The sequence below is a fragment of the Leptospira licerasiae serovar Varillal str. VAR 010 genome, assembly GCF_000244755.1.
Taxonomy (GTDB): Bacteria; Spirochaetota; Leptospiria; order Leptospirales; family Leptospiraceae; genus Leptospira_B; species Leptospira_B licerasiae.
This window is the reverse complement of record NZ_AHOO02000005.1, coordinates 1440711-1464390: the sequence shown is the minus strand read 5'-3', so window position 1 is coordinate 1464390 and position 23680 is coordinate 1440711. Positions and strand designations below refer to the sequence as shown.

Genomic DNA, 23680 nt, shown 5'->3' with positions numbered 1-23680 from the left:
CGAAATTTGCGTCTATGAGAGTACTGCGCTCATTGCTCAATAAAGATCTCTTTTAAAGGATCGGTTTATATAAACTGCAACATCCGCACATAAATTCGGATTTTCGGATTGCCGAGCTTGTAGTGGGAACTCCTACAAACTCTACTAAAATAAATTAACATAAAAAAAGCGGCTCTCAAGCCGCTTTTTATTCTCCGATCAGGACCTATTCAATTATTGTATAATTTCTTTTTGTAATATCTTTCCAGGGATACAGATATTCCTGTTATAATCGCAGTAGAAAATTTTTGCATGGATCTCCAACTCACCCTTTCCTTCCAATTTCAACTGCATCGGTTCCACCGATTCGAAATATTCTTTTTTTCGAGCAGAAGTTTTCCCTTTCAGTTTTAGATCCGCAGAAACCACTTTTAATCCGGAACCCGGATTGAGTAAAATACGATGCGGAGCCTCTCTTTGGACCCCGAAATTTTCAGGATACACTACTTTCAAAAGATAACCGGAAGTTGAGGCTTTTTCTATCTTGAACTTGATCGGATTTTCCTCTTCTGCAGAGAGTCCTGAGATCAGAAAAATAGAAATGATTGCTATAAATGTAAAACGTTTCATACGTAAATTAGACCCTTATCGTTCCGGAATGTTTTGTCAAGCCGCTTGAAAATAAAAATCAGATTATCTTTTTGTAGGGTATTTTTGTATCAGAATGTCACCGGAAATCCCAACTGTTTTCGCATCTATCTTATCATATTCGGAATGGGTTCCTACAAATCGGATAAAAACTCCTCCAAACCTATATTCTATTTTTACGATAATACGATAATTGTTCCCGCCAATATTAAATACGACTCGGTTGCCCGGGAGAAAATCAGCAGACCTATATCTTTCTCCGATCACCTTAGTCTCATTCCAAAAAGATCTCCTAGCTTCTTCATACCGGGCTGTTAAAGGAACTTTCGCTTTAGGATGTTTTTTCCAAAATTCAATTAATGTAGATCTTAGTCACTTAACCCTTAAAGTTTTGGAATTGAACATCAAAAGGAAGGTCTGCGGACTTCAAGAGTCTCATGATCTCCTGAAGATCGTCTTTCTTCTTACCTTGGATCCTAACACAATTTCCCATGATGGTAGGAATGACTTTTAATTTGGAATCTTTTACGATCTTAGTGATCTCTTTGGTTTGTTCCTTTTCAAGACCGTTCCGTATTTTCACTTTCATCCGAACGGTATTGCCGGTAGCTGGCTCCAATTTGGATTTAAAATCGAAGGACTTTAAACCAAGCCCTCTTTTTGCCATCTTGTTGATCAGAACATCGATTACACTTTCCAATTTAGCTTCGTTGTCGGATACTAGGATCAGATTTTCTTCTTCCAATTTGATCTCCGACTTGGAGCCCTTGAAGTCGAATCTATTCTTGATCTCCGCGATCGCTTGGGTAACCGCGTTTTGTAATTCAGGTTTATCGATTTCGGAAACAACATCAAACGATGGGTCGCTCATCTTATTTTCCTCCGTTCAAACTGGAACTTGCTTTTTCCAATGCGGATCGAACCGCTTCTTCCACTTTGGAAACTTCTTTTCCACCGCCTTGGGCCATGTCGGGTTTTCCGCCACCCTTTCCGCCCAAAATTTCACAGGCAATCTTTACAAGTTCCCCGCAGTGGATCTTTCCAACCAAAGAAGAAGAGCAAGTGATTACTATACTCGCGTCTTCCGCATTCTTGCTGGCGAGAATTGCCACTATCTCTTTTTCTCTTACCTTGATATTATCCGAAAGTCCTTTTAACGCCTTTGCATCCTTGGACTCAAAGATCGCGGAAACAATTTTAACAGACCCTACTACTTTAGAATTTTCGAATACTTTCGAGATTACTTCCGGATTATTCTCAAAGTCTCTGGATTCCTGATTCTTCTTCTCTTTTAAGAACTTGGATTGAGCCTCTTCCAATTCAACGGATAGCTTTTCAGAAAGATCTCTAAGAGAAACGACAGCGTCGGCACCCTTGGATGCAAACAAAGATCTAATCTCGTCCGGTCCCGGGATTATTGTTTTGATAGAAAGGGAAGCACCTTCCGCTCCTAACTCGTCTTTGATCTTAAGATTTAAATTTTGGACGGCTTCCGTTAATTCTGCAAATCTGTTCTGGAAGGTTTCCACGACCAACGGGCCTGCAACCGCCTCTATTCTTCTATTTCCTGCACCCGGGCTGGATTCTTTTTTAATGAAGAAGTATCCTATATCGCCCGTATTACCCACGTGAGTCCCGCCACAGAACTCCAAAGAGCGGTCCCCCATTTGGAGAACTCTCACACTGTCTCCGTATTTTTCATCGAAGGCAGCAACTGCTCCGGTCTTTTTTGCTTCTTCTATTGGAAGCACTTTGGTATCGACCGGTATATGACGAACGATGCTATCGTTCACCCAGGATTCTATATTACGAATTTCTTCTAAACTTAAAGGACTCGGATGAGAGAAATCGAAGCGAAGATATTCCGGAGAAACAATAGACCCTTTTTGAAGCACATGATTTCCGAGTAAAGTGCGTAGAGCGCCGTTCAATAAGTGAGTTCCGGAGTGATGGAATTTGAGTCTTTCTCTTCTTTCCTTCTCCACTTCCAACTTGGCCTTGTCTCCTACTGCAAAATTTCCAGAAAGAACGGTTCCGATATGAAGAATGATATCGTTCTCTTTTTGGGTATCTAAAACCTTAAAGACTGAACCGTCTTTTCTGATGAATCCTACGTCTCCAACCTGTCCACCACCTTCCGGATAAAATGGACTGGAAGAAAACACCAATACTCCCGACTCACCCTCTTTGAGAGTGGAAGTTTGTTTATTATCAGAGAATATAAATTTAAGATCCGATTCCGCTTCCAAAACATCGTAACCCAAAAATTGGGTCTTATCCGTTTTGATCCCGGTGAATAAGGAAACCTTATTTGCCTTCCAAGTCTCGCGAGAAGATTGTCTGTCCTTCTCGAGTTCCTCTTCGAAACCTTTTCTGTCGAAAGAAAGTCCGTGCTCGGCCACGATCTCCTCTGTCATCTCAGCCGGAAAACCGTAAGTTCCATAAAGTAAGAAACTATCTTTTCCGGAGAATGTACTGGAACCTTCCGATTTGGTTTTGGAAACAAGAACTTCTATCTTCTCCAAACCGATCTCCAAGGTTTTGAGGAATAATTCTTCTTCTGCAAGAAGCGTTCTTTCGACTGAGGAGATATGTTTTTCTAAATCCGGATATCTTTCTTTATATATATCGCATACAGATTTCGCCAATTTATATAAGAAAGGTTCTTTTAGATCCAATTTCCTTGCGAATAATACAGCCCTACGGATCAAACGGCGAATAACGTATCCTCTTCCTGTTCTGTCCGGATAGATCCCGTCGGAAACAGTGAATAATACGGAACGAATATGGTCAGTAATCACTCGGAAAGGGATTTTAGTGGATTCGTTATAGGTTTTCCCCGAAATTTTTTCTACTTCCGTAATAATGCGACGGAGCTCATCGGTATCGTAAACTGAGTCCACTCCTTGCAGCAATAGAGCCACTCTTTCTAATCCGGAACCCGTATCTATGCCGGTCTGTTTGAGTGGATGTAAATTTCCTTCCGTATCTTGGTTGAATTGGTTGAATACTATATTCCAAAATTCTAAAAAACGATCGCAATCGCAACCGGGCTTACACTCGTATTTGACTCCGCAATCCGGAAACCCCTTTTCAGGTCCTCTGTCTAGATACAACTCCGAACAAGGGCCACAGGCTCCACTATCTCCGGCGGGTCCCCAGAAATTATCTTTTTTACCTAAGCGGGTGATCCTTTCTTTCGGGATTCCTTTGGAGATCCAGATCTTCTCAGCTTCATCATCATTTTCGAATACTGTAATCCAGATCTTTTCTTTAGGAAACCCAAGATAGTTTACGGAACAATCCAGAGCATATTCGATAGCTTCTTCTTTAAAATAATCGCCGAAGCTAAAGTTCCCGAGCATTTCGAAGAATGTACAGTGCCTTTCTGTTTTACCTACATTCTCCAGGTCGGTGGTTCTCAAACATTTTTGAGCGGAAGTCGCTCTCGTATAAGGAAGTTCCACTGCACCGGTGAATAAAGGTTTGAACTGGACCATTCCCGCAGTAGTGAATAGAAGAGTAGGATCTCCCGCAGGCAACAAAGAAGAGGAAGGAACTACTGTATGGCCCTTCTCCTTAAAATAATCCAAAAAGATCTTACGGACTTCGGAAACTTTTTTAAAATTCATGATACCCCTAAAAACAGAAAATGCCCGAGGTCTTGCTGGCAAGAACTTCAGGCATTCCCAAAAATAGATCTAAAAAGCGTAAATTAACGTTTAGAGAACTGAGTTCCTCTACGTGCTTTGTGTAGACCGTATTTCTTGCGTTCCACCATACGTGGGTCACGAGTCAGAAGGCCTTCTTTTTTGACAGTCGGTCTGAACTCGGGATTATAACGGCAGATCACTCTTGCAAGTGCGTGGCGGATCGCTCCGACTTGTCCGATGATCCCTCCTCCGGAAACGTTTACCTTAAGATCAAACTTTTCGGAAACGTTCATCAGAGTTAAAGCAGTCAAAGCTTCTTTAATATTAGAACGGCTGTTTTGCAGATAATCTTTGTAATCTTTATCATTGATTACAATTTTACCGGAACCTTCTTTTAATTTAACACGAGCGATCGCATTCTTACGACGACCTACTGCCCAGATTTCCTTGGCGCTTGCCATATTCTAATATCTCCTAGAGTTCCAGTTTGATCGGCTTTTGAGCGCCGAGATTATGCTCGGTTCCTGGGAAAATTCTGAAATGAGTCAACATCTCAGCACCGAGTTTGCTTTTAGGAAGCATACCTTTTACTGCTTCATACAGGATTTTTTCAGGTTGTTTCACTCTCATGTTTTGGAGAGTAGTAGCTGTCATACCACCCGGATAACGAGAGTGATGGAAATATTCTTTTTGAGTCTCTTTATTTCCGGTCACAGCTACCTTAGCAGCATTGATAACAATGATATTATCTCCACAATCAACGTTAGGAGTAAAAGTAGGTTTATGTTTACCGCGGAGTCTGGTTGCGATCTCCGAAGCGAGACGACCTAAGGTTTTGCCTTCAGCGTCGACTACGTACCAAGCTTTATTAGCTTGTTCCTTTTTTAAGGAAGGAGTTCTATGCGGTTTAGATACGATTGGCATGGGTATGTCCTGTATTGGCCAATTTCGCGTACCGGCCTAAGGGGTCAAGGAAATACGAACAAAATTACTAAAAACCAAGGCTAAAACTTGCTTCTGCACCCCATCCGATCCGAGCAGCAGACCAATCAGGCTTAGGCACCACTGTCCAGGCTACAGGATTGGCAGAAGCGCCCTGCTCCCAAGATTTTCCCAGGAAATACGTACGGACCAATTGAGCCAAATACACCCCGCCCAACACATACACAGAAGTATTATAGGCCTGGACGGAACTTTCGTAATCCGCTCTTGCTCCAGGAACCACGGTGAGAAGGTAGAAGTTCGCAACTCCACCTCCGTAAATATAAGAGCCGGTGGTGCTACTTTTGGAGACTGCATCATCATATTTGCTCTTTGCGGATTCCGCTTCGGATCTGGAATAACCCGCGTATGCCAAGCTAGCGATGAACGCACCGCCTGTAATCTTAGCTTCTGATTTATTATCAGTATACCATTGTCCCCAACCTGGGAGGATCGCAGAACGCCATACTGCACTCCATCTGTTTCTGCCCGGCTCTGTCGAAGCCGTAGAAGTGGGAGGTGGAATGATCTGGACAGGCTCCTCCACTACTTGAGGGTTTTCCTGGACCTTTTTTTCCTCTTCTTTACGAATACGGTTCTCTTCTTCTTTTGTGATATCTTTATAAATAATTTTTAATATATCTCTTTTGTTGATGGTCTGTTTGCCCGATTCGGATTGAACAGTGATCGTCTTCTCATTCTGGCCTACTACATTACCTGTTAGCTTGCCTCCTTTGCGGAGAAGAATGGTCTGATCGGCAAATAAAAGGCTCGGTGTCAGGAACATTGCCAACAGGAAAAATATCGTAGAACGGACTTTAAGATTTGGGCGCATCTTGGCAGAATAAAAAACTTTCTGACAAATTAGTCAAGTGGGATTAGAAATTCCTTGAGCTTTGTATAGCCCTCTAGGGAGTGTTGTATTATGCGAAGTCACCATTTGATCCTCATTATTTCTTTGTGCTCTTCTCTATATTACAATTGTTTGAGCGACAAGACCTGTTCCGATCATGACAAGACTTGCAATGTAAGCGAACTTCTATTTTCCTCTGCAATCGTTCCCGAAGGAATTTATCTCTACTCTACCCGACAGTATTCCAAGGTAATTTAACTGTTCACGGTCCGAATCTCCAGCGGAGCTTGATGAATATATGCTATGAGGCCGGATTTTTCTCTAAACGGGACTCTGCCATTAAGAGGTGCGAAAGGAAAGCTCATTTATGATAAATGGAGTCAATTATGATAATGGGAATACCGAAAGCTACGGATTTTTTCTTATTAAAATGTTCCGATAGAAATGATATATTAATATTGATCATTCCACAGAGAAACTACTTGCGTAAAAAATAAAGTGAATCCGTATATGACTGTGAAATTGACCGCTCCTATTCTTCTTTTAGCCTTTTTTTCATTAAGTGCATGTGCTAAAGAAAATATATGTTCTAAAGAAGATAGAGCCTGTAGCTTTACCGAAATTGTATATTCGTATATCGCTCCGCCTCCCGGGATCTATATTTATTCCTCTTTAGATGCTTACCAAGGAAATTTAGCCAATTACGGACCTACCTTATTCGATAGCCTTATGAATCTCTGCGTAAAGGATCGGATCTTTGCACCGATCATATCTTCTTGCGCCAACATTCTTCCGGGAGTTTCGAGTGATCTAATGTCTATCGATCAATATCCCGTAAATTTCCCCGCATTCGATGGAGATAATTTTATAATTAGAGGAACGAAAGGAAATATCGTTTCTAGAAGTTTTAACTGGCTAATAGCGATAGGACCTGATGTTTCTTCCTTAAGTAATTCCGGGATCACGAACGAGGAATTCTGGAGTTTTACCTCTCCTGGTGGAGGTTATTCGGCCAGTTGCCTCGATGGTATTTCTAACGTAAGTGGCGATACCGGGGAAATCGGAAGCCCCACCCGTCAGGATAATGCTTGGGTAGGTCCCACTTTCGCGACTTGCGATCAATATAGAAAAATCCTTTGTTTCTGTTATTAAATTCTACTTCTATAACCTTAAGTAACAAAAGATCCGGAAATTTTATCTTCTCTAAAATATACTTCCTGCATAAAGAATGTTTTTGTTGGAAGTTTTTCTAAGTAAATTTCTTGCAAAACTGAACTGTATGGTTTTTAATCGTGCGGTGAAATTTTTTATTCAGCTATCTCTTTTCTTTCTAATTCTTTCCTCAAACGCATGTATGAGTTCGAAAGTTTGCTCCGATCAGGACAAAAATTGCAGCATACAAGAACAGATTTATTCTTTGATCTCCGCTCCTCAAGGGATATATTTATATGCAACTCAAACCAGTTACCAGGGCAATTTAGCTGCCTATGGATCCACTTTCGAAAATAGTCTTCATAATATTTGCACTGACAATCGTATATTTGCATCAATCATTAATACAAGTTGTATGAATGTTCTTCCTGTAGTTTCAACTTCCACAAATGCCCTTTATAATTTTACCTCGCTCTATAGTATTCCGAATAACACTTCTTATCCGGTAAGGGGAGCAAGAGGAGGTATCCTTGCGAGCTCATGGGCAAATATATTTTCCTCACTATTCATGACCATGGAACAAGCAGGTGTCACTTCACAACCGTTCTGGACATTCTCCAATTCGGGAGGGGTTTATAATTCCGCAGACAATTGTATTAACGGAACAGACACAGGAGCCACAGGAGGAGTTGGATCCCCAACGGACGCTACTAACGTCTGGCTATTATCGGGAGCTCCGGCCTGCTCGGAGTCCCATCCGATCATTTGTCTTTGCTATTAATAATCTAAGGGAATGTCCTCCGAGGGCGGAGTTTAACTTAAAAGAAAAGATATAATTTCTTGCATGCGAATTAACTCAATCCTACCTTTGGCTGGATGGAACTTCGCATTCTTCCTATTTTAGTTATCTATATTTTGTCCAATGGTTGCATTTCCGACAAAACCTGTTCGGACCAGGATAGAAGTTGTAGTCCTAAAGCAACTCTAATGAGTCTATTAGTTTCAGCTCCCGATGGGATTTATATGTATGCCACAAATACAAGCTACAGCGGAAAATTAACCGTTCTGGGTCCGGGAACCTTAGATAGCAGCTTAAACTTCATATGTGGTCAACAACGTATTTTTTCGAATATTATAGATACTAAATGTTCCAAATACGCTCCCTTAGTTTCCACCCCACTCGTTTCTGCTTCCTCGCTTAATGTGCTTTATGCGGACCTACCAACGACAGGAGTTCCTATCCGAGGACCTTTCGGAACGATTATCGCGCAAGATTATTCTAACTTATTCTTTCTAGATCTTGAAGTTACCTTAGAAGCCGCAGGTTTAGGGAATCAAACCTATTGGAGTTTTGGAGATGGGAATGGTGGTGCCGCAGCAGATACTTGTTCCAACGGAGAAGATGACGGTAGCCTTTCTACTTTGGGCGCCACAGGAAGTACAGTAGTTAAGAACCAGGCAAGCTGGTTTAGCACGAACATTTATTCTTGCTCTAATATGCTAAAAGTTCTTTGTCTTTGTTACGTCCCTACTTCCGGGGGCGGCTGAATACATTCTATATTTATAATACGCGGGGCAAATTGATTCTCCCCGCTTTTCAATCTTATTTACAATCTTTCTTTAAAGTAGATTTGATAGTGATCTCCACATCCGGCCAAAGCACGGATTTACCGTCTTTACCCTTATGTAGATCGTTACAAACCGCGTTCAACGCAGCCAAAGCCTTACTTGCATTCCAATTATTTACATCCAAAGAACCTTTTGCTTCTAAAACATCTCCGGCTAAAGTAAACTGTAAAGGAACATCTTTACTTACTCCATTCCAAACAAGTTTTACCACCCCTGTTCCCGACTTACCATCCGCTTCTAATTTCGCGGAAGATACTGATCCTTGTATCTTTCCGCTCTTCTTTAAATTTCCGAAAAATGCACCCTTGATCTTAGGATCTCTTTCCGCGTTTCCACTGTCCAAGTCCATCGGATCGATGGAGAATTTTAATCCTTTTAAAGCGTCCGGAACATTAGCTGTAGATTTCGATCCAGAAATAGTTACTTTAGCAAACTTGCCACCTACTCCGGTTTTTTCAGTGAACTTAAAAGCTTTCCATTCCAAAGCGGTTGCGTCTTGGCTCACGGAATATTTGCAAGAAGTTTCAGCGGATAACGAATTGAATTGCAAACTTCCCGCAAGGGAGAATACTGAAAAAATCAGTGCGGATTGATAAAAAGAATTTATACGTGATTTCATGGACTTATACTAGGGTTGAAATAAAACAAAGTCAAGATTTTTAGATATAGGAAAGCACTTGAACGAAGAAGAACTCATCTCCTCCTTATATCCTCCCGGCAAAGAACAGGAAAACGACTGTTATTCGGACAAAGAAGGCAACTTAATCACTACGGATACGATAGCAGAAGGAACTCATTTCCGTTTGGACTGGAGTCGTCCCGAAGATTTAGCAAACAAGTTGGTGGAAGTTAACGTATCGGATATAGCGGCGGCTAACGGAACACCCCAAAAGGCGTTTTTCAATTTCGGACTTTCCCCTTCCTGCAATCGAAAAGAATTTTTAGAGCCGTTTATCGATTCATTTAAGAAAGCCTTAAACTCATATGAAATAGAACTGTGTGGAGGAGATACATATAGAACGCAGGAGTTGAACTTAACTTTAACTCTATTAGGAAAATCAAGCTATCCTGTAGACAGAAAGGGGGGCAAGCCGGGAGATAATGTATATTTAAGCGGTCATATAGGAGCTTCCCTTCTAGGTTATAAAATATTAGAAGGCGCCCATATTTCCCTTTCACCGGAAGTCAAAAAAATCGCCCTAGATAGACATTTAAGACCTAAATCCAGGCTAAACTTAAGTCGTTCCTTATATTCAAAAAACAAAATACATGCGGGAATGGATCTGACAGACGGACTCAAACAAGATGTATTCAAATTAGCTAAATCCTCCGGCGTTAAGATAGAGTTAGATCTGGATAAACTCCCTTTCGAGAACGGAGTAAAAGAAGCGATCGGGATAGAAGGAGTTTTAACTTCAGGCGAAGAATTAGAACTCGTATTTTTATCTCCGGAAGAATTACCTCCTTTTTGGGAGGGGATATCTATTCGTAAGATCGGGACTGTTTTCGCTTTGGAAAAAGGCGAATTTCCTCAGGTAAAATACTCTTACGAAGGAAAACCTTACTCTCCCAAAGAATCCGGATTTAGACATTTTTGATCAAATTCTACTTGTGCTTAATGTAGATACGATCATTCTTCCCGATCGATGAGAAAAGGTCTATTGTCCTGGATTCTACCTAGCCCCCCAAAACCATTACGCTCCGAATCGGAGATCAGTTCCCTTTATCCAAAGTTTCGCTGGAGAATTTTAGAAGCCACATTCTTAGGATATTCGGTTTTTTATACCGTGCGGAACAATTTTCCGGTAGTCTCCAAGGAAATCGGCCAAGCGCTCTCTTATTCCCAAGAACAGATCGGAAATATTTTAGCTATCACCGCTATCTCTTACGGGATCGGGAAATTCCTAATGGGAGCCCTGTCGGATAGAAGTAATCCTAAGATCTTCATGCCTTTAGGTCTTATTCTAACAGGAATTTGTAATATATGTTTCGGAGCTTCTTCCGATTATCAAACACATTTGATTTTATGGGGATTGAACGGCTTATTCCAGGGGATGGGCTGGCCTCCTTGCGGAAGATCCTTAGGTCACTGGTTTTCCGTTAAGGAAAGAGGAGAAAAATTCGCAGTCTGGAATATCGCGCATAACGTGGGAGGCGGATTGGTCGGAGTGATTGCAGCTTATAGCGCTTCCTGGTTCGGATGGAGAAACGCATTTTATATCCCTGCTGCACTTTCGTTCTTAACTGCGATCTATTTGTATTTTAGATTATTAGATACCCCTCAATCTGTTGGACTTCCCTCCATTGAAGAGTATACCGGAACGGAAACCGACTCTGCAAAAGTTTCCGAATCTGAGAGAGAACTTAGCTTTAAGGAAATTTTTATAGATTTGGTGCTTTTAAATAAGTATATCTGGGTTTTTGCCATAGCGAATTTTTTCGTTTATGTCGTAAGGTACAGTCTCACCGATTGGGGACCTTCTTATCTAAAATTCGCTAAAGGAGCGAGTTTAGAAAATGGAGGAGTCAGCACCCTGATCTATGAATTTGCAGGAATAGGTTCCACATTGCTTGTCGGTTGGTATTCCGACAAGGTGGGAGGAAAAAGAGGATTAGTCAGTTTAGTCTGTATGTTTCCCATCTTATTCGCATTATTCGGAATATTACTAATCCCATCCGGATACTTGTGGGCGGATCTTACCCTATTCGGCGTGGTCGGATTTTTTATTTATCCTCCTGTCATGTTATTGGGGGTAGCCGGATTGGACTTCACCTCGAAAAAGGCTGTAGGGACAGCTGCTGGATTTATCGGACTATTCGGTTATTTAGGAAGAACCGCACTCTCCAAAGGTTTAGGATGGATGAGTTCTTTCCCTTGGTTTCGCTGGGAATATTCTATATCCATAATATTTCTCTCTGCAATCTTGGCTATAATCCTACTTGCGTTCACCTGGAACTGGAAACCGGAACATTAAAAAAAGAATATGAAGAACAGGATCGGATTCATCGACTTCTTAAGAGGATTTGCGCTGTTAGGTATACTCGCAGTAAATCTTCCTTATTTTTCCAAACCGATGTATCTGGTCGCCTCTTTTGGAGAAAATTCCACCCTATTGGATTCCATAGGTTCTTGGATTGTAGCTTTCTTCTTTGAATCAAAGTTTTACGTGTTGTTCTCTTTTTTATTCGGTTACGGATTCTTTATCCAGTTAGAGAATAATACTGAAACGGATTCAAAATCCCGATATTTCAGAAGAATATTAGGTTTAGGAATATTAGGATTTCTGCACGGAATCTTCCTATTCATAGGAGACATTCTACTTTCCTATTCGATCTTGGGCGCCTTGCTTTGGTTTTTGAGAAACAAATCCTCGTCCTGGCTATTAAGGCTTTCTCTATTTTGTTTGGTAATCGCCATGTTTTGCAGAATAGGAATGAGTATGGCGGAAGGAGAATTGAAATCTCAATTAGAGGCAAGTCTTCCCCGTTTATTGGAAGAAAGTAGAAAGGCATATTTGGGCGGCTTCTGGGAAAGCAACATGCAAAGGACAAAGGATACGATTCTTTCCGCTCCTTTTTTGGTATTTTACCAATGGCCGACGGTGTTCTCTATGTTCTGCCTAGGTTTTTATGCGGCTAAAAATTCGCTTTTTACGGATTGGGAAAAGATAAGGCCCGGATTCAAAAGGGTTTTTCCCTGGGCGTTAATATTCGGGATTTTAGGAAATCTATTGTATACATTACATTCTCGTCATGTTCTTCCGGAAAACCAAAGTATATCTTTAAAAATTCTCTATGCGATCTCGGATACTTTCAGCGCGCCGGCGCTCACATTCTGTTATGTGTATTTGCTCGGAAATTATTACAATTCTGGAAAAAGTTATACGGATCGAATCTGGTTTGAGACAATGGGAAAACTCTCTTTAACTTGTTATTTAGGCGAATCCTTGGTCTGTACCTGGATCTTTTGCGGCTGGGGACTAGGTTATTTCGATCAGATCGGCAGTTATATTGTTTTACTATTAACCGTTCCTATTTGGATTTTTTTCGGAACATTCTCTTTAGTTTGGAAAAGAACTTTTTCTTTAGGTCCTATGGAATGGATCTTAAGATCTTGGACCTATTGGAAAATGATCAGGATCTTTTAGGGACAATCAATTCATCCAACGAAAGATAATCCTGGAAAAATCAGCTTTGACAGCTGGCTTGCTAATATAATCATCCATTCCAGCTTCCATACATCTTTCTCTTTCACCTGCGACAATACCGGCGGTCACTGCAACGATTGGGACCCTACGCCCATTTTTTTCCAATGCACGGATTGCCTTTGTTGCCTCGTATCCGTTCATCTCGGGCATTTGAATATCCATGAAGATCAAATCAGGATACATTTCTCGATACATATCGACCGCTTCTCTTCCAGTCCGAGCTTCAATACAATTTGCCTTGGGGAGAATCTTTTTAACGATACTTTTTGCAAGCATCATATTTACGGAATTATCTTCTGCAATTAAGACAGTTGCGGTTTTTTCTTTATTAGGAATTCCTTCCAGGCTTCTTCGATCTAGAGGAAACACGAAAGGTTCCCTTAAGATCTGATTTTTAGCGAGAATATTGAATAGTTTCTGCATATGGAGCGGTTTGGAAATTACTTCCTGGATTCCCATTCTTCTGTATTTCTCCATAAAAGATTCTGCTTCTTCCTGATTTACCATCAAAATAATAGACTGGTCCTCACTTTTGATCTTTATATCTTCTCTTATTTTTCGGACCAGCTTCAAACATTCTGGCATTTCAGAATCCATAAGTATAATATCATATTTATTTCCGCTAGATAAAGTGCGAAGCACGTCCTCTCCATTCTCGAAGAAGTCAGCCGGAATATTTTGCAAAGACAGTATTTCTCCGACTAATTTTATGTTTTCTTGATTTTTATCTGCGACTAAAATCTTTTTGATCGAACGAAGCCTGATCCAGTCTTCTCCAACGATTTCTGAAATATTCAGTTTTAAATCGAAATAAAATGTACTTCCTTTCCCCAATTCGCTCTTAAGTTGAAGCGAACTGCCCATCATCGACAAAAGTTTATTAGAGATAGTGAGTCCTAATCCTGTACCTCCAAACTTACGAGTCGTAGAAACATCGCCTTGGGTGAACGCTTCGAATATCTTATCTCTTGCATCAGGCGCAATACCGATCCCAGTATCTCTTACTGAAAATCTAAATTTGCCCTCCGTTTTGGAAATAACATTGATGAGTTCGATCTTAAATTCTATTTCACCTTCTTTAGTAAATTTCACGGAGTTGCTAACTAAATTCACTATGATTTGTCTAAGCCTTACACTGTCCGCTTTTACGAACCTAGGCACATCCCAGGCAACATTTACTATAACTTCTATTCCTTTCTTCTGTGCTTGAAACTTAATCGTGCTGAGTATCTGGCCACAAAGTTCCAAAAGATTGGTCTTTTCATAAGACAGTTCCAGCTTGCCTGCTTCTATCTTAGAAAAATCCAATATATCATTTATAATATCAAGTAACGACTCTGCGGACTGGAATACGGTCATCATATATTGATGCTGAGTAGAATCCATAGACGTCCGTAGTAGAAGATCGGAGAATCCTATGATCCCGTTCAATGGAGTCCTGATCTCATGGCTCATATTCGCAAGGAAGTCCGACTTAGCTCTATTTGCTTGTTCCGCAGCTAGTTTAGCTTTTTTCAATTCTTCCCTCTGAAGACAACTTTCAGTGATGTCTTGAGTGAACATCATGATCCCACCGATGGAACCGTCGAGCTGGTACCAAGGCCTTACTTCCCAACGAAGATACTGATCATGTTCCCAACCCTCGGGCCTCCATATATCTTCTTCATTTTTTAGAACTTCCCCGGATAAACATCTTCTGTGTATGTTCCTCCATTCTTCGGAAATATTCCTGAATACTTCGTAATGGGAAAGGCCGATGATATTTTTTCCGGACAAATGATATTCTGATAACCATCTTTCGCTTACTGCGATATATTTGATCTCTGTATCGAACATAGCAACCGCAGCAGGAGCGTGCTCAACAAAGGCGGATAATCTGGATTTTTCCCTGAATAGTTCTATTTCCGCTTTTTTCCTTTTATCAATATCATAAAATGCACCGTAGATCCGGACGCATTCTCCATTCTCAAATTCCGCGTTTCCTACGGTCCTAACCCAGAGCTCTTTCCCTTTCGCAGTAACGATTTGAATCTCAAGATCGTATGGTTCGCCCATTGTCTTGAGTCTTCCTATCAATTCTTTAATCTTATTTCGGCTCTCACCTTCTTTAACAAATCTTAATGCACCTTTACTATCCGGCTCAAAATCGGCAGGAACCTCGAACATCTCTTTCGTTACGCCAGACCAGTTTTGATGATCGGTTTTAAGATCCATATCCCATGCGCCGATCTTAACCATTTTATTCGTTTGTTCCAAAAGTTCCTTGGCATGACGCAATTGACCTTCGGTTTTTTTGATCTCATCGATATCCATGATCTGTGAGATAAAATGATTGGGGAGTCCGTCGGCATCGCGCACCAAGGCAACAGAGAGAAGTATCCAAATAATCTCTCCATTTTTCTTAATATACCGTTTTTCTAAATGATATCCGGATCGTTTTCCTTCCAAGGTTTCCTTGAGCAACTGTATGTCCTTTCCGATATCCTCCGGATATGTAATATCCGTGAAAGTGAGTTTGGATAATTCTTCCCAATCATACCCTAGCAGTTTGATCAAATTCCCGTTTACCTGGATCCATTTTCCATCGGGATCCAGGATAGCCATTCCGATCGCTGAATATTCAAAAGCGCTCCTGAACGAACTCTCCATTCTTTTTCTTTCGCTGATATCTCTTGCGATTTCCGCAGAACCGATAATCTTTCCTTCTGAATCGAACATTGGCGAGAGTGTGATGGACATTTCGATTGAATGGCCGCCCTTGGACTTGCGTACCGATTCGAAATTAGCCGTCTCTTTTTCGGAGATTACTTTATGATTTATTTTGGATTCCGAATTCTTAGATTCTTTCGATACCAATCGATCAAAATTAGAACCTAAGATCTCATCTGAGCTGTAGCCGAATAACTTTTCTGCTCCTCGATTCCAAGAGTTAATCGTACCATCTAGATTTTTCCCGATGATCGCGTCGTCGGAAGCTTCTACGATTCGGGCCAGTTTTAGATTTTCTGTCTCCGCATTCTTAAGCTCTGAAATATCGCTCACTATGACGGAAAAACCGACTACTTCCCCGTTCCTAAAATCAGGTATGTATTTTGCCAAAGAATATCTAAAACTTTCTCCGTCGGGCGCAGGAATTTTTCTCTCAAATAATTGAGTTTCACCTTTCAAAACCCCTTGAATATAAGGAAAATTTAATTTAAATAACTCGTCACCCAGAACGGCTTTCATGTGCGAGCCGACTATCTTTTTGGCCTCTATTCCGAACCAATTTTGATATGCATCGTTCGCAAGCCTATTGATCAGATTAGAATCCCAATAACCGATCATATCCGGCAAAGCGTTGATCAAGGATAGAAAATCCAATTCCAGTTTCATGGAATGTAACTCCGATCCTTTTGCGATCTTGATCGCTCCGATACATATACGATTTCCGTTTGGATCTTTCCAAATCTTAAGTTTGGTATCAGTCTCTACCTCTGAACCAAAAAGAGTTTTGTAACGGACAGGAAGAGTCGCAGATTCCGGACCCTTTTCTAGCTGGAGACCGATCAATTTGTAATCGTTTTTTGAAAAGATATCTTTCCAAGAAAGGGGAGCAAGATCTTGGTCCTGTTCGGGAAATCCAAGCACGGATCTTAATTTGGGATTGATCCAAAATCGAGTTTGATCCGAAAGATCCAAGGCCCAAACTCCATCGATTCCTTCGGTTTGGATAAATTGGAAGGTTTCCCAATCGGATTGTACCTGTCGATAAACTGCCTTTTCGAGTGATTCCCGCATTTTTTATAAGTAAGAGACGAATTGAAAGGGCATTTAACTTACCAAAGAAACGCCACGAGTCAATGAAAAAGAAAACCGTATGAGATTTATCGTCTTTTGCTTGCCGATAAAAAAGCAAAACTATTTCATATAAAATTCTTTTCGATCAAAAGGTCCATAAATGCAAAAAGAATATTGGCTTCTTCCGATCGGAGCGTTAGCTCTACTGACTTTTTTCGTATTACTACAAATCCCAATCCGACGTTTTTATGCAGGCTTTAATGGAAAAGTAATCCCGGACGATTTTAAGTTTGGAGAATCCAAAAATGTTCCCCAATGGGTAACTATCGCGAACCGAAACTATATGAACTTATTGGAAATGCCATTATTGTTCTATTTGATCTGCCTAATACAGTATCTAACAAATTCTAACGATCCGTTAAATTTTCAATTATCTTGGATCTATGTGGGATTTAGGAGCGTACATAGCCTAATCCATCTCACCTATAACAACGTTATTCACAGATTGGCCATATTTGCGGCGAGCAATTTAATCTTGTTTGGGATCTGGGTAAATTATTTCAGAAAATTTTTAGAGATTATTTTTTGGGGATAAAAATTTCTTTAGACAATGCCCTATCTAAAGTTTTTAACCCCATAAAACGTCCCAATCTTTCGTATTCTCCTCCTGGAGAATAGAAGGGAGCAAGGAATATAAAGAGAACCTGATAATAGTAGTCATACGTTTCCGTTAAGTCTACTGAACCTAAAAGTTCTCCTTTAGAATTGTAAAAATCCGTGCTCATAGCAAACGAGCCTTCTTCTCTGTATGGTCGAAAACCCCAACCCTTGGAAAATGCGTATTCTATTCCCCTATCTTCCGCTTGAGACTCCACTATCTTAATTTGGACTTTCAGATCTCCGTCCGAAGAAGTACTCACTTCTCGGAATAATCCTGAATCCTCATAGGCGGAAACCAAAAGTTCTGTCCAAGTTTCTTCCCTATTCTTCTGTTCTTCCTCTTCCAGGTTATAAGCATGATCGTCCTTTTCAGGGATATAAATCACTTTAATGGAAACTTTTTTATAATGTTTTAATACCTTTCCCTCATTTAAGGTAGAAGGAGAATAAAGTTCCGATCTAGAAACAATGATACAGTTCGCAAAGAGGACGAATAAAGGAAGAAAGTAAAAAGGATATATTCGAAAAGAAGAATACATTGGATTGCGTTCGAAAAGGAGAGGGTTATTTTTCTTTTTGCAACAATTCCAAATGTTCTCTGGAGAGCAACCATAACGTAGAGCCCGGATCTATGGCTACCCCGGAAACCCCCTTGTTCTGTAGACCTAAAGCCCATAATTCTTTCGCTGTGATAGGAACGAGTGGAGTCTCCTTTTTAAAATAACGGAATGATTCAGACGGATGGGAGAATGCAGGTAGAAAGACCCTACCTCGTTCATCGCTTACATATAATAATACAATAGGTTCGGGTCCTTTTTTTGGAGAAGTTTTCTTCTTTTTTTTAGCAGCTGCTTTCTTTTTAGGTTTTGCCTTTTTTGCCGCAGCTTCTGCGCCTGCATGAGGGATCAAAAAGTAAGCCTTAGTAAGTTCTGCGGAAAGTTTTTCTAAATTTTTTTCAGAACGATTTTTAGAGTAAAGATAGATTGCCTCCCTAAAATTCGCGTTTTCTCCATCAAACTTAGGAATAGGTTCAAAATATTCTTTAATAGAAGAGAGAACTTTTTTGAAACTGGACATCTTACTTTTGTAATTCTGCGGATTTGTTTGCGAATTTCAAACTATTCAAATCCTTAGGTTGGATAAAATACCATCCTACCAATACCGCCGCCAAAGAAATCACGGATACGAATATAACTCCATAACTTGCTTTAGGAGGATGTAATTTGGAAATTTCTCCTTCTTCTGAACTCATATACGCGAGTATTCCCACTTTAACATAATAGTACAATGCCAACGCGGAGTTTGCAATCCCTCCGATGAGTAACCATCTGGAGATCTGATCCGTTCCTTCCGCAATTCTTTGGAATAGGAATAGTTTTGCCCAGAACCCGCCCAAAGGAGGAATTCCGGCTAAAGATAAAAAGAAGATGAACAAAGCAAAGCTAGTCCAAGGTCTTGATTTTGCGAGTCCTGCAATAGACTCATACGTTACGTGGCGATTACCTTCTTCTAAGAAAGAAAGAATGGCAAATGCACCCAAACTCATAAAAGAATATACGATCAGATAGAATAGAGCTTCTTCCTTTCCACCTAACGCAATTCCTGCTACGACGTACCCGGCATGAGCGATAGAGGAATATGCTAAAACTCTTTTCAAACTTGTCTGCTTTAAAGCGACAAAGTTACCGTAAGTCATGGACATGAACGCTAAAATTCCCATCACCCAGGTCCACTCCCCACCGGAATTGGAAGCCGGAAGTTTTGAAAAAACTACTAGCAATAATCCCATAGAAGCGGACTTAGAAGCGGTAGCCATAAATCCAGTAACCGGAGTAAGTGCTCCCTCGTAAGCATCAGGTGTCCAAGAATGATATGGGAATAACGCGATCTTGAATGAGATCCCGGTTAATAAAAGTAACAATCCGATCTTTGTGAAATTAGAATCGAATCCGGAACTCACTAAAGGTTTTAGGGAGTCTTGTAGATGAGTTGTACCTGATCCTCCGAACAAGAACGCCATTCCAAATAGGAAAAATCCTGTGGAAAAACTTCCTAAAAGAAAATATTTCAGGCTGGCTTCTAAGGAATACACATCGCTTCTCGCCATTCCTACCAAAACATACAAGCATACCGACATTAATTCCAAGCCGACGAAGATAGTCACCGTGTCGGCTCCAGAAGTCATTAGGAGCATTCCGACTACCGAAAAGAGTAGAAGAGGATAGAACTCGGGGAATTCCATATTATGCTGTTCTAATACTCTCGGAGACGCAAGAACTGTGCAGAATGTGGCTACCAAATACAACGCCCCGAACCAAAATCCGAAAGTCGAAATCTCATAATGCCCTGAAAAATATGATCCAGGTCCGGGGTTTGATTGAGAAACAAACAATGAAAAGAATGCCGCGATCAAAACCAGACCGGAAGTAAATCTTACGATCCTAAATTCGAATCCATGGAAAAAGAACTGTAATCCAAGTAATAAGATCCCTCCACCGGAAAGGACTAGGATCGGAAGTATAGAAATTAGATCGTTGGAATTTGGAATTAAATTCATTCTTCCGCCTCTTGGGATACCGTCTTTTTACCTGGGATCCCTGCTCCTCTTCCGGAACTGATCCTATCTTCATAAATAGGAGGCTCTGCACCCAAGGTCCTATAATTTATAAATTTCTTCTTGGTATTTTTCAAAGTACCTTCTTGTTCCAAAAAGGCCCTTTCTTGAATCGCTTGTTTAGAGGTCACGTTTAATACCACCCTTGCACTCGGCTTCAAGTAGGTTAGTAGAACGTTCGGAAAAATACCGGTTATTATTATAATTCCAGCAACTATTGAGATTATAAACTTCTCTCGTAAATTCAAAGGACTCAAACCCGAAGATAAAGAATTCGGCTCACCGAAAAGTAAGTTTCGAGCAAAGTATAACATATATCCTGCCGCAAAAATTACAGCGGTCCCCGCTAAAAATCCGTAAAGAAGGCTATACTTGAAAGTTCCTATAAGAACTAAAAATTCTCCCACGAATCCGTTCGTACCGGGAAGCCCTGCGCTTGCAAACGTTGCCAGACCGATTGTTACCGCTAAAAAAGGAGCGGATTTAGCAAGCCCCGAATAGTCTTTTAATTCGTTTGTTCCCGTTCTTTCATGCAGAAATCCTAATATAAAGAAAAGAAGTCCGGATGTAAATCCATGATTCACCATTTGGAGCATTCCACCGGCAACACCTTCTTCCGTTAGAGTTAAAATCCCTAAAATACAGAATCCCATATGCGAAAGGGAAGAAAATGCAACCAAACGTTTGCTGTTTTTCTGAGTTAAAGCGACCAGAGCTCCATAGACGATCCCGGCTACAGCAAGGGCAGTCAGTAGATTACGGTATTCTAAAAATACCTGAGGAAAAAGTGGAATAGCCACTCTAATATATGCAAATAAACCGATCTTTAAAAGAATACCCGCCAAGTCCACTGAACCGACAGTCGGAGCCTCTTCGTGAACATCAGGCATCCAAGTATGGAAAGGGAATAATGGGACCTTGATCGCAAACGCGAAACTAAAACCGACGAATAACCAAAACCTAATATTCCCGGGAATAGAATTCAGGGAGACCACAGCCAATTCTTCCAAATCGAATGTGTGAGTGTAATGATATAATACCAAAATACTCGCGAGCATAAAAACGGATCCGGTAAATGAGAATACCAGATACTTCATTGCGGCCTTGATCCTTCCCTTTTCTCCCCAAATGCCTACCATCAAGGTGAAAGGTAAGACCATCCATTCCCAGAAAACGTAAAATTGGACCAGGTTAACCGAAAGAAATACTCCGATTACCCCTGTTTCCACTAAAAGAAGAAGTATAAAGAATTCTCTGATCCTTTGTTTTACATTAGAAAAAGCGGATAAAGCAGAAAGAAAGAATAGGAGCGCGGACATCGCGACAAGCAATAAGGAAAAACCGTCTATTGCTATATGATAATCTAATCCGCCGAATTGTAATTCCAGAAAGTTCCAGATACGATGGGTAAATTGAAAACCGCTATCCCCTTTTAGGAATTCCAAAAAGAGAGGAACGGTCATCGCGAAAACCCCAAGAGTCACGATCGAAGACCAAGCGCGGATCCACTTTTCGTTTTTAGAAAGAAATAAGAAAGGGATCCCTAAAACGGGCAAAAATAATAGAATACTTAAATAATATTGGGGCACTTAGATTCCCCTCCATAAGAATACGGACAAGATCAAAACGGTCCCTAAGACAATTAGAAAAGCATAATCTACTACGGTTCCAGTCTGGATCCTACGCAGTAATGAGGAGATTCCTCCCGAAAATTTTCCGGTACCCGTCAAAACTCTATCTATCAAACGTTTTTCGACAACTTCGGATAAGAATTCCGACAAAGCGGAGATCGGTCCGATCAAAACGGTTCTAAAAATTTCATCTATGAAATACTTGTTTGCAGGAAGAATTCTCCAACCTGTGTAAGAGGATTCATCTAAAGGTAGCTTCTCCTTTTTACCAAAAAAGAACCAATAGATCCCCACTCCAAGCAATATCGCCCCTAAAGAAAGTCCAGCTAGTAGGAGTTCCAACTCATGACTTAAATGATGGACTTCTACAGCTCCTCTTTGCTGAGAATAATACAGTAATCCTTTTGCAAAAACAGGAGAGAAATATTTCTCTAAGAAATCTATCCCTCCTCCTAAAGATTCAGGGACTAACAAATAACCTGAGAATGCAGCGCCCAATGCCAAGATCACCAATGGTAGGGTCATGGTCCAAGGAGATTCATGGGGATGCACATGATTCGAAACCCTGGACTTGCCTGTAAACGCCAAGAACGTTAGGCGGAACATGTAGAAAGTAGTCAAGAATGCGGTAGCAATCCCCATCCCGAAGAAAACCGGATGAAAATAGAAAGCCTTTTCTAAGATCAGGTCCTTAGAGAAAAATCCGCTGAATGGGGGAGCTCCTACGATCGCCAAGGTTCCTAAAAGAAAAGTCCACCAGGTGATCTTCATCTGGGACTTTAAGCCACCCATTCTTCTCAGATCCTGCTCATCCGACAATCCATGGATCACGGAACCGGAACCCAAGAAAAGAAGTGCCTTAAAGAACGCGTGTGTCAGTAAATGAAAAAGCCCCGCCACATAAGCACCCGTTCCCATCGCGACGAACATGTAACCGAGTTGAGAAACGGTAGAATACGCTAAAACCTTTTTGATATCGTTTTGATAAACGCCAATGGTTGCAGCAAAGAATGCGGTAAATGTTCCGATACAAACGATCCAAAAACCTACTTTAGGAACTAAGATAAAAATAAAATTCAATCTCGCGATCAGGAAAAGCCCCGCTGTCACCATTGTCGCTGCGTGGATCAACGCGGAAACCGGAGTTGGTCCGGCCATCGCATCCGGCAACCAAACATGGAACGGGAACTGAGCGGATTTACCCATTGCTCCGATAAAGAAACAGATCGCTACGAAAGGAAGTGCGTTCAACATGAACTTTGCCTGAGGCAAAGATTCAGAAATTGTAATAAAGGAAACGGAACCGGCTAACCAATAGGTAAGCGCTATCCCACCGATCATCGCCAAGTCAGCGATCCTATTGGTAACAAAAGCTTTGATACTTGCCTGGGCCGCATTCTCTTTATGAGTATCGAAACCGATCAGAAGATAAGAACAAAGCCCTACACCTTCCCAACCGAAAAACAGGACCACTAGATTTTCCGCTAAAACCAGATGGAGCATGAAGAATACGAATAGGTTCAGATAGGAAAAAAATCTGCCGATCCCCTGATTTCCTTTCATGTATCCGATGGAATACAAATGGATCAAACTCCCGATCCCCGTGATGATCAGGGCCATAAAAAGGGAAAGTTGGTCCACTTGGTAAGCAAGATCCACTTTAAAATTCCCTACTTCTACCCAATTGAATAAGGTTACTATTTGAGCGTCTTGTCTTTCCAAAGGATGGAATTGGAGATAGGCGAATACGCTCGCTCCAAAGGATACAAAAGACAACAAGGTCCCGATAGGACCGGAGAACCCCTTCCAAAATCTTCCGAATAACGCGTTTAATACGGAGCCGAGAAGCGGAGAAAAAACTAGGATCGGTATGAGGATTTCCCAACTCATCG

21 protein-coding genes are annotated in these 23680 nt (G+C 41.0%); 7 read left to right on the top strand and 14 right to left on the bottom strand.

The genetic code is table 11. The features are described from left to right. Positions 1-213: 213 nt before the first annotated feature. The 7 genes from mpl17 to LEP1GSC185_RS07350 all read right to left on the bottom strand — a co-directional run bounded on the left by mpl17 (position 214) and on the right by LEP1GSC185_RS07350 (position 6096). On the bottom strand, positions 214-609 hold the full coding sequence (gene mpl17 / locus LEP1GSC185_RS07380; RefSeq protein WP_008594101.1) for a cell surface protein MPL17: 396 nt from the start codon (positions 607-609) through the stop codon (positions 214-216). 63 nt (positions 610-672) lie between these two features. Further along, a complete protein-coding gene (locus LEP1GSC185_RS07375) occupies positions 673-984 on the bottom strand; it encodes a type II toxin-antitoxin system HigB family toxin (protein WP_050806110.1) in 312 nt (103 codons plus the stop codon). A 19-nt stretch (positions 985-1003) separates the two neighbouring features. Then, complete coding sequence (locus LEP1GSC185_RS07370) at positions 1004-1498, bottom strand: YajQ family cyclic di-GMP-binding protein (protein WP_008593878.1); 495 nt, start codon at positions 1496-1498, stop codon at positions 1004-1006. Position 1499: 1 nt separating this feature from the next. Then, positions 1500-4259 carry an alanine--tRNA ligase gene (gene alaS / locus LEP1GSC185_RS07365; RefSeq protein WP_008594976.1) on the bottom strand — a complete coding sequence of 920 codons (2760 nt, stop codon included), beginning with the start codon at positions 4257-4259 and terminating at the stop codon, positions 1500-1502. 83 nt (positions 4260-4342) lie between these two features. After that, a complete protein-coding gene (gene rpsI, locus LEP1GSC185_RS07360; protein WP_008593622.1) occupies positions 4343-4741 on the bottom strand; it encodes a 30S ribosomal protein S9 in 399 nt (132 codons plus the stop codon). A 13-nt stretch (positions 4742-4754) separates the two neighbouring features. Next, positions 4755-5204, bottom strand: a complete 450-nt coding sequence (rplM, locus tag LEP1GSC185_RS07355) for a 50S ribosomal protein L13 (protein ID WP_008594822.1) — start codon at positions 5202-5204, stop codon at positions 4755-4757. A gap of 67 nt (positions 5205-5271) precedes the next feature. Then, the gene (locus LEP1GSC185_RS07350) at positions 5272-6096 is read right to left on the bottom strand and encodes an LA_0442/LA_0875 N-terminal domain-containing protein (protein WP_008593758.1); all 825 of its coding nucleotides are present in this window, start codon (positions 6094-6096) and stop codon (positions 5272-5274) included. 528 nt (positions 6097-6624) lie between these two features. Between LEP1GSC185_RS07350 and LEP1GSC185_RS07345 the strand changes: the two genes are divergently transcribed. The 3 genes from LEP1GSC185_RS07345 to LEP1GSC185_RS07335 all read left to right on the top strand — a co-directional run bounded on the left by LEP1GSC185_RS07345 (position 6625) and on the right by LEP1GSC185_RS07335 (position 8814). Beyond that, the gene (locus tag LEP1GSC185_RS07345) at positions 6625-7266 is read left to right on the top strand and encodes a hypothetical protein (protein ID WP_008595817.1); all 642 of its coding nucleotides are present in this window, start codon (positions 6625-6627) and stop codon (positions 7264-7266) included. 202 nt (positions 7267-7468) lie between these two features. Continuing rightward, a complete protein-coding gene (locus tag LEP1GSC185_RS07340) occupies positions 7469-8047 on the top strand; it encodes a hypothetical protein (protein ID WP_232298498.1) in 579 nt (192 codons plus the stop codon). A gap of 206 nt (positions 8048-8253) precedes the next feature. Beyond that, positions 8254-8814 carry a hypothetical protein gene (locus LEP1GSC185_RS07335; protein ID WP_232298497.1) on the top strand — a complete coding sequence of 187 codons (561 nt, stop codon included), beginning with the start codon at positions 8254-8256 and terminating at the stop codon, positions 8812-8814. 55 nt (positions 8815-8869) lie between these two features. Here the strand turns inward: LEP1GSC185_RS07335 and LEP1GSC185_RS07330 are convergent, their stop codons facing one another. Continuing rightward, positions 8870-9514 (bottom strand): YceI family protein, encoded by a 645-nt coding sequence (locus tag LEP1GSC185_RS07330; RefSeq protein WP_008596460.1) that lies wholly within the window; start codon positions 9512-9514, stop codon positions 8870-8872. A gap of 58 nt (positions 9515-9572) precedes the next feature. On the opposite strand from LEP1GSC185_RS07330, the gene thiL reads away from it, so the two are divergent. From thiL to LEP1GSC185_RS07315, 3 genes are read left to right on the top strand one after another with little or no spacing between them, the layout of a single operon-like run. Continuing rightward, entirely contained in the window at positions 9573-10493 is a 921-nt protein-coding gene (thiL, locus tag LEP1GSC185_RS07325; RefSeq protein ID WP_008594532.1) for a thiamine-phosphate kinase, read from the top strand. 48 nt (positions 10494-10541) lie between these two features. Then, positions 10542-11870 carry an MFS transporter gene (locus LEP1GSC185_RS07320; RefSeq protein ID WP_008595478.1) on the top strand — a complete coding sequence of 443 codons (1329 nt, stop codon included), beginning with the start codon at positions 10542-10544 and terminating at the stop codon, positions 11868-11870. Positions 11871-11879: 9 nt separating this feature from the next. Beyond that, positions 11880-13043: a DUF418 domain-containing protein gene (locus LEP1GSC185_RS07315; protein ID WP_008593504.1), complete on the top strand. Its 1164-nt coding sequence runs from the start codon at positions 11880-11882 to the stop codon at positions 13041-13043. A gap of 6 nt (positions 13044-13049) precedes the next feature. Here the strand turns inward: LEP1GSC185_RS07315 and LEP1GSC185_RS07310 are convergent, their stop codons facing one another. Then, positions 13050-16883: a PAS domain S-box protein gene (locus LEP1GSC185_RS07310; RefSeq protein WP_008595728.1), complete on the bottom strand. Its 3834-nt coding sequence runs from the start codon at positions 16881-16883 to the stop codon at positions 13050-13052. A gap of 160 nt (positions 16884-17043) precedes the next feature. On the opposite strand from LEP1GSC185_RS07310, the gene LEP1GSC185_RS07305 reads away from it, so the two are divergent. Beyond that, positions 17044-17478 (top strand): MAPEG family protein, encoded by a 435-nt coding sequence (locus tag LEP1GSC185_RS07305; protein ID WP_008594820.1) that lies wholly within the window; start codon positions 17044-17046, stop codon positions 17476-17478. Here the strand turns inward: LEP1GSC185_RS07305 and LEP1GSC185_RS07300 are convergent. Genes LEP1GSC185_RS07300 through nuoL form a run of 5 tightly spaced genes read right to left on the bottom strand, consistent with a single transcriptional unit; the run spans position 17462 to position 23678 of the window. After that, a complete protein-coding gene (locus tag LEP1GSC185_RS07300; RefSeq protein ID WP_008593745.1) occupies positions 17462-18082 on the bottom strand; it encodes a hypothetical protein in 621 nt (206 codons plus the stop codon). The genes LEP1GSC185_RS07305 and LEP1GSC185_RS07300 overlap by 17 nt on opposite strands. A gap of 25 nt (positions 18083-18107) precedes the next feature. Beyond that, a complete protein-coding gene (locus LEP1GSC185_RS07295; RefSeq protein ID WP_008594476.1) occupies positions 18108-18620 on the bottom strand; it encodes an SseB family protein in 513 nt (170 codons plus the stop codon). 1 nt (position 18621) lies between these two features. After that, positions 18622-20100, bottom strand: coding sequence for an NADH-quinone oxidoreductase subunit N (locus LEP1GSC185_RS07290; RefSeq protein WP_008595823.1), 1479 nt, complete (start codon positions 20098-20100; stop codon positions 18622-18624). Next, the gene (locus tag LEP1GSC185_RS07285) at positions 20097-21746 is read right to left on the bottom strand and encodes a complex I subunit 4 family protein (RefSeq protein WP_008594742.1); all 1650 of its coding nucleotides are present in this window, start codon (positions 21744-21746) and stop codon (positions 20097-20099) included. The genes LEP1GSC185_RS07290 and LEP1GSC185_RS07285 overlap by 4 nt, the downstream gene beginning before the upstream one ends. Then, on the bottom strand, positions 21747-23678 hold the full coding sequence (gene nuoL / locus LEP1GSC185_RS07280) for an NADH-quinone oxidoreductase subunit L (protein ID WP_008593686.1): 1932 nt from the start codon (positions 23676-23678) through the stop codon (positions 21747-21749). Positions 23679-23680: the final 2 nt, after the last annotated feature.

What these genes read in the sequence shown, in the direction of transcription:
- LEP1GSC185_RS07315 (WP_008593504.1), top strand. Translation starts at nt 11,880, where the DNA reads ATGAAGAACAGGATCGGATTCATCGACTTCTTAAGAGGATTTGCGCTG.
- rpsI (WP_008593622.1), bottom strand. Translation starts at nt 4,741, where the DNA reads ATGGCAAGCGCCAAGGAAATCTGGGCAGTAGGTCGTCGTAAGAATGCG.
- LEP1GSC185_RS07345 (WP_008595817.1), top strand. Translation starts at nt 6,625, where the DNA reads ATGACTGTGAAATTGACCGCTCCTATTCTTCTTTTAGCCTTTTTTTCA.
- LEP1GSC185_RS07330 (WP_008596460.1), bottom strand. Translation starts at nt 9,514, where the DNA reads ATGAAATCACGTATAAATTCTTTTTATCAATCCGCACTGATTTTTTCA.
- LEP1GSC185_RS07370 (WP_008593878.1), bottom strand. Translation starts at nt 1,498, where the DNA reads ATGAGCGACCCATCGTTTGATGTTGTTTCCGAAATCGATAAACCTGAA.
- LEP1GSC185_RS07320 (WP_008595478.1), top strand. Translation starts at nt 10,542, where the DNA reads ATGAGAAAAGGTCTATTGTCCTGGATTCTACCTAGCCCCCCAAAACCA.
- LEP1GSC185_RS07305 (WP_008594820.1), top strand. Translation starts at nt 17,044, where the DNA reads ATGCAAAAAGAATATTGGCTTCTTCCGATCGGAGCGTTAGCTCTACTG.
- LEP1GSC185_RS07300 (WP_008593745.1), bottom strand. Translation starts at nt 18,082, where the DNA reads ATGTATTCTTCTTTTCGAATATATCCTTTTTACTTTCTTCCTTTATTC.
- nuoL (WP_008593686.1), bottom strand. Translation starts at nt 23,678, where the DNA reads ATGAGTTGGGAAATCCTCATACCGATCCTAGTTTTTTCTCCGCTTCTC.
- LEP1GSC185_RS07340 (WP_232298498.1), top strand. Translation starts at nt 7,469, where the DNA reads ATGAGTTCGAAAGTTTGCTCCGATCAGGACAAAAATTGCAGCATACAA.
- alaS (WP_008594976.1), bottom strand. Translation starts at nt 4,259, where the DNA reads ATGAATTTTAAAAAAGTTTCCGAAGTCCGTAAGATCTTTTTGGATTAT.
- rplM (WP_008594822.1), bottom strand. Translation starts at nt 5,204, where the DNA reads ATGCCAATCGTATCTAAACCGCATAGAACTCCTTCCTTAAAAAAGGAA.
- LEP1GSC185_RS07290 (WP_008595823.1), bottom strand. Translation starts at nt 20,100, where the DNA reads ATGAATTTAATTCCAAATTCCAACGATCTAATTTCTATACTTCCGATC.
- mpl17 (WP_008594101.1), bottom strand. Translation starts at nt 609, where the DNA reads ATGAAACGTTTTACATTTATAGCAATCATTTCTATTTTTCTGATCTCA.
- LEP1GSC185_RS07295 (WP_008594476.1), bottom strand. Translation starts at nt 18,620, where the DNA reads ATGTCCAGTTTCAAAAAAGTTCTCTCTTCTATTAAAGAATATTTTGAA.
- LEP1GSC185_RS07310 (WP_008595728.1), bottom strand. Translation starts at nt 16,883, where the DNA reads ATGCGGGAATCACTCGAAAAGGCAGTTTATCGACAGGTACAATCCGAT.
- LEP1GSC185_RS07335 (WP_232298497.1), top strand. Translation starts at nt 8,254, where the DNA reads ATGAGTCTATTAGTTTCAGCTCCCGATGGGATTTATATGTATGCCACA.
- LEP1GSC185_RS07350 (WP_008593758.1), bottom strand. Translation starts at nt 6,096, where the DNA reads ATGCGCCCAAATCTTAAAGTCCGTTCTACGATATTTTTCCTGTTGGCA.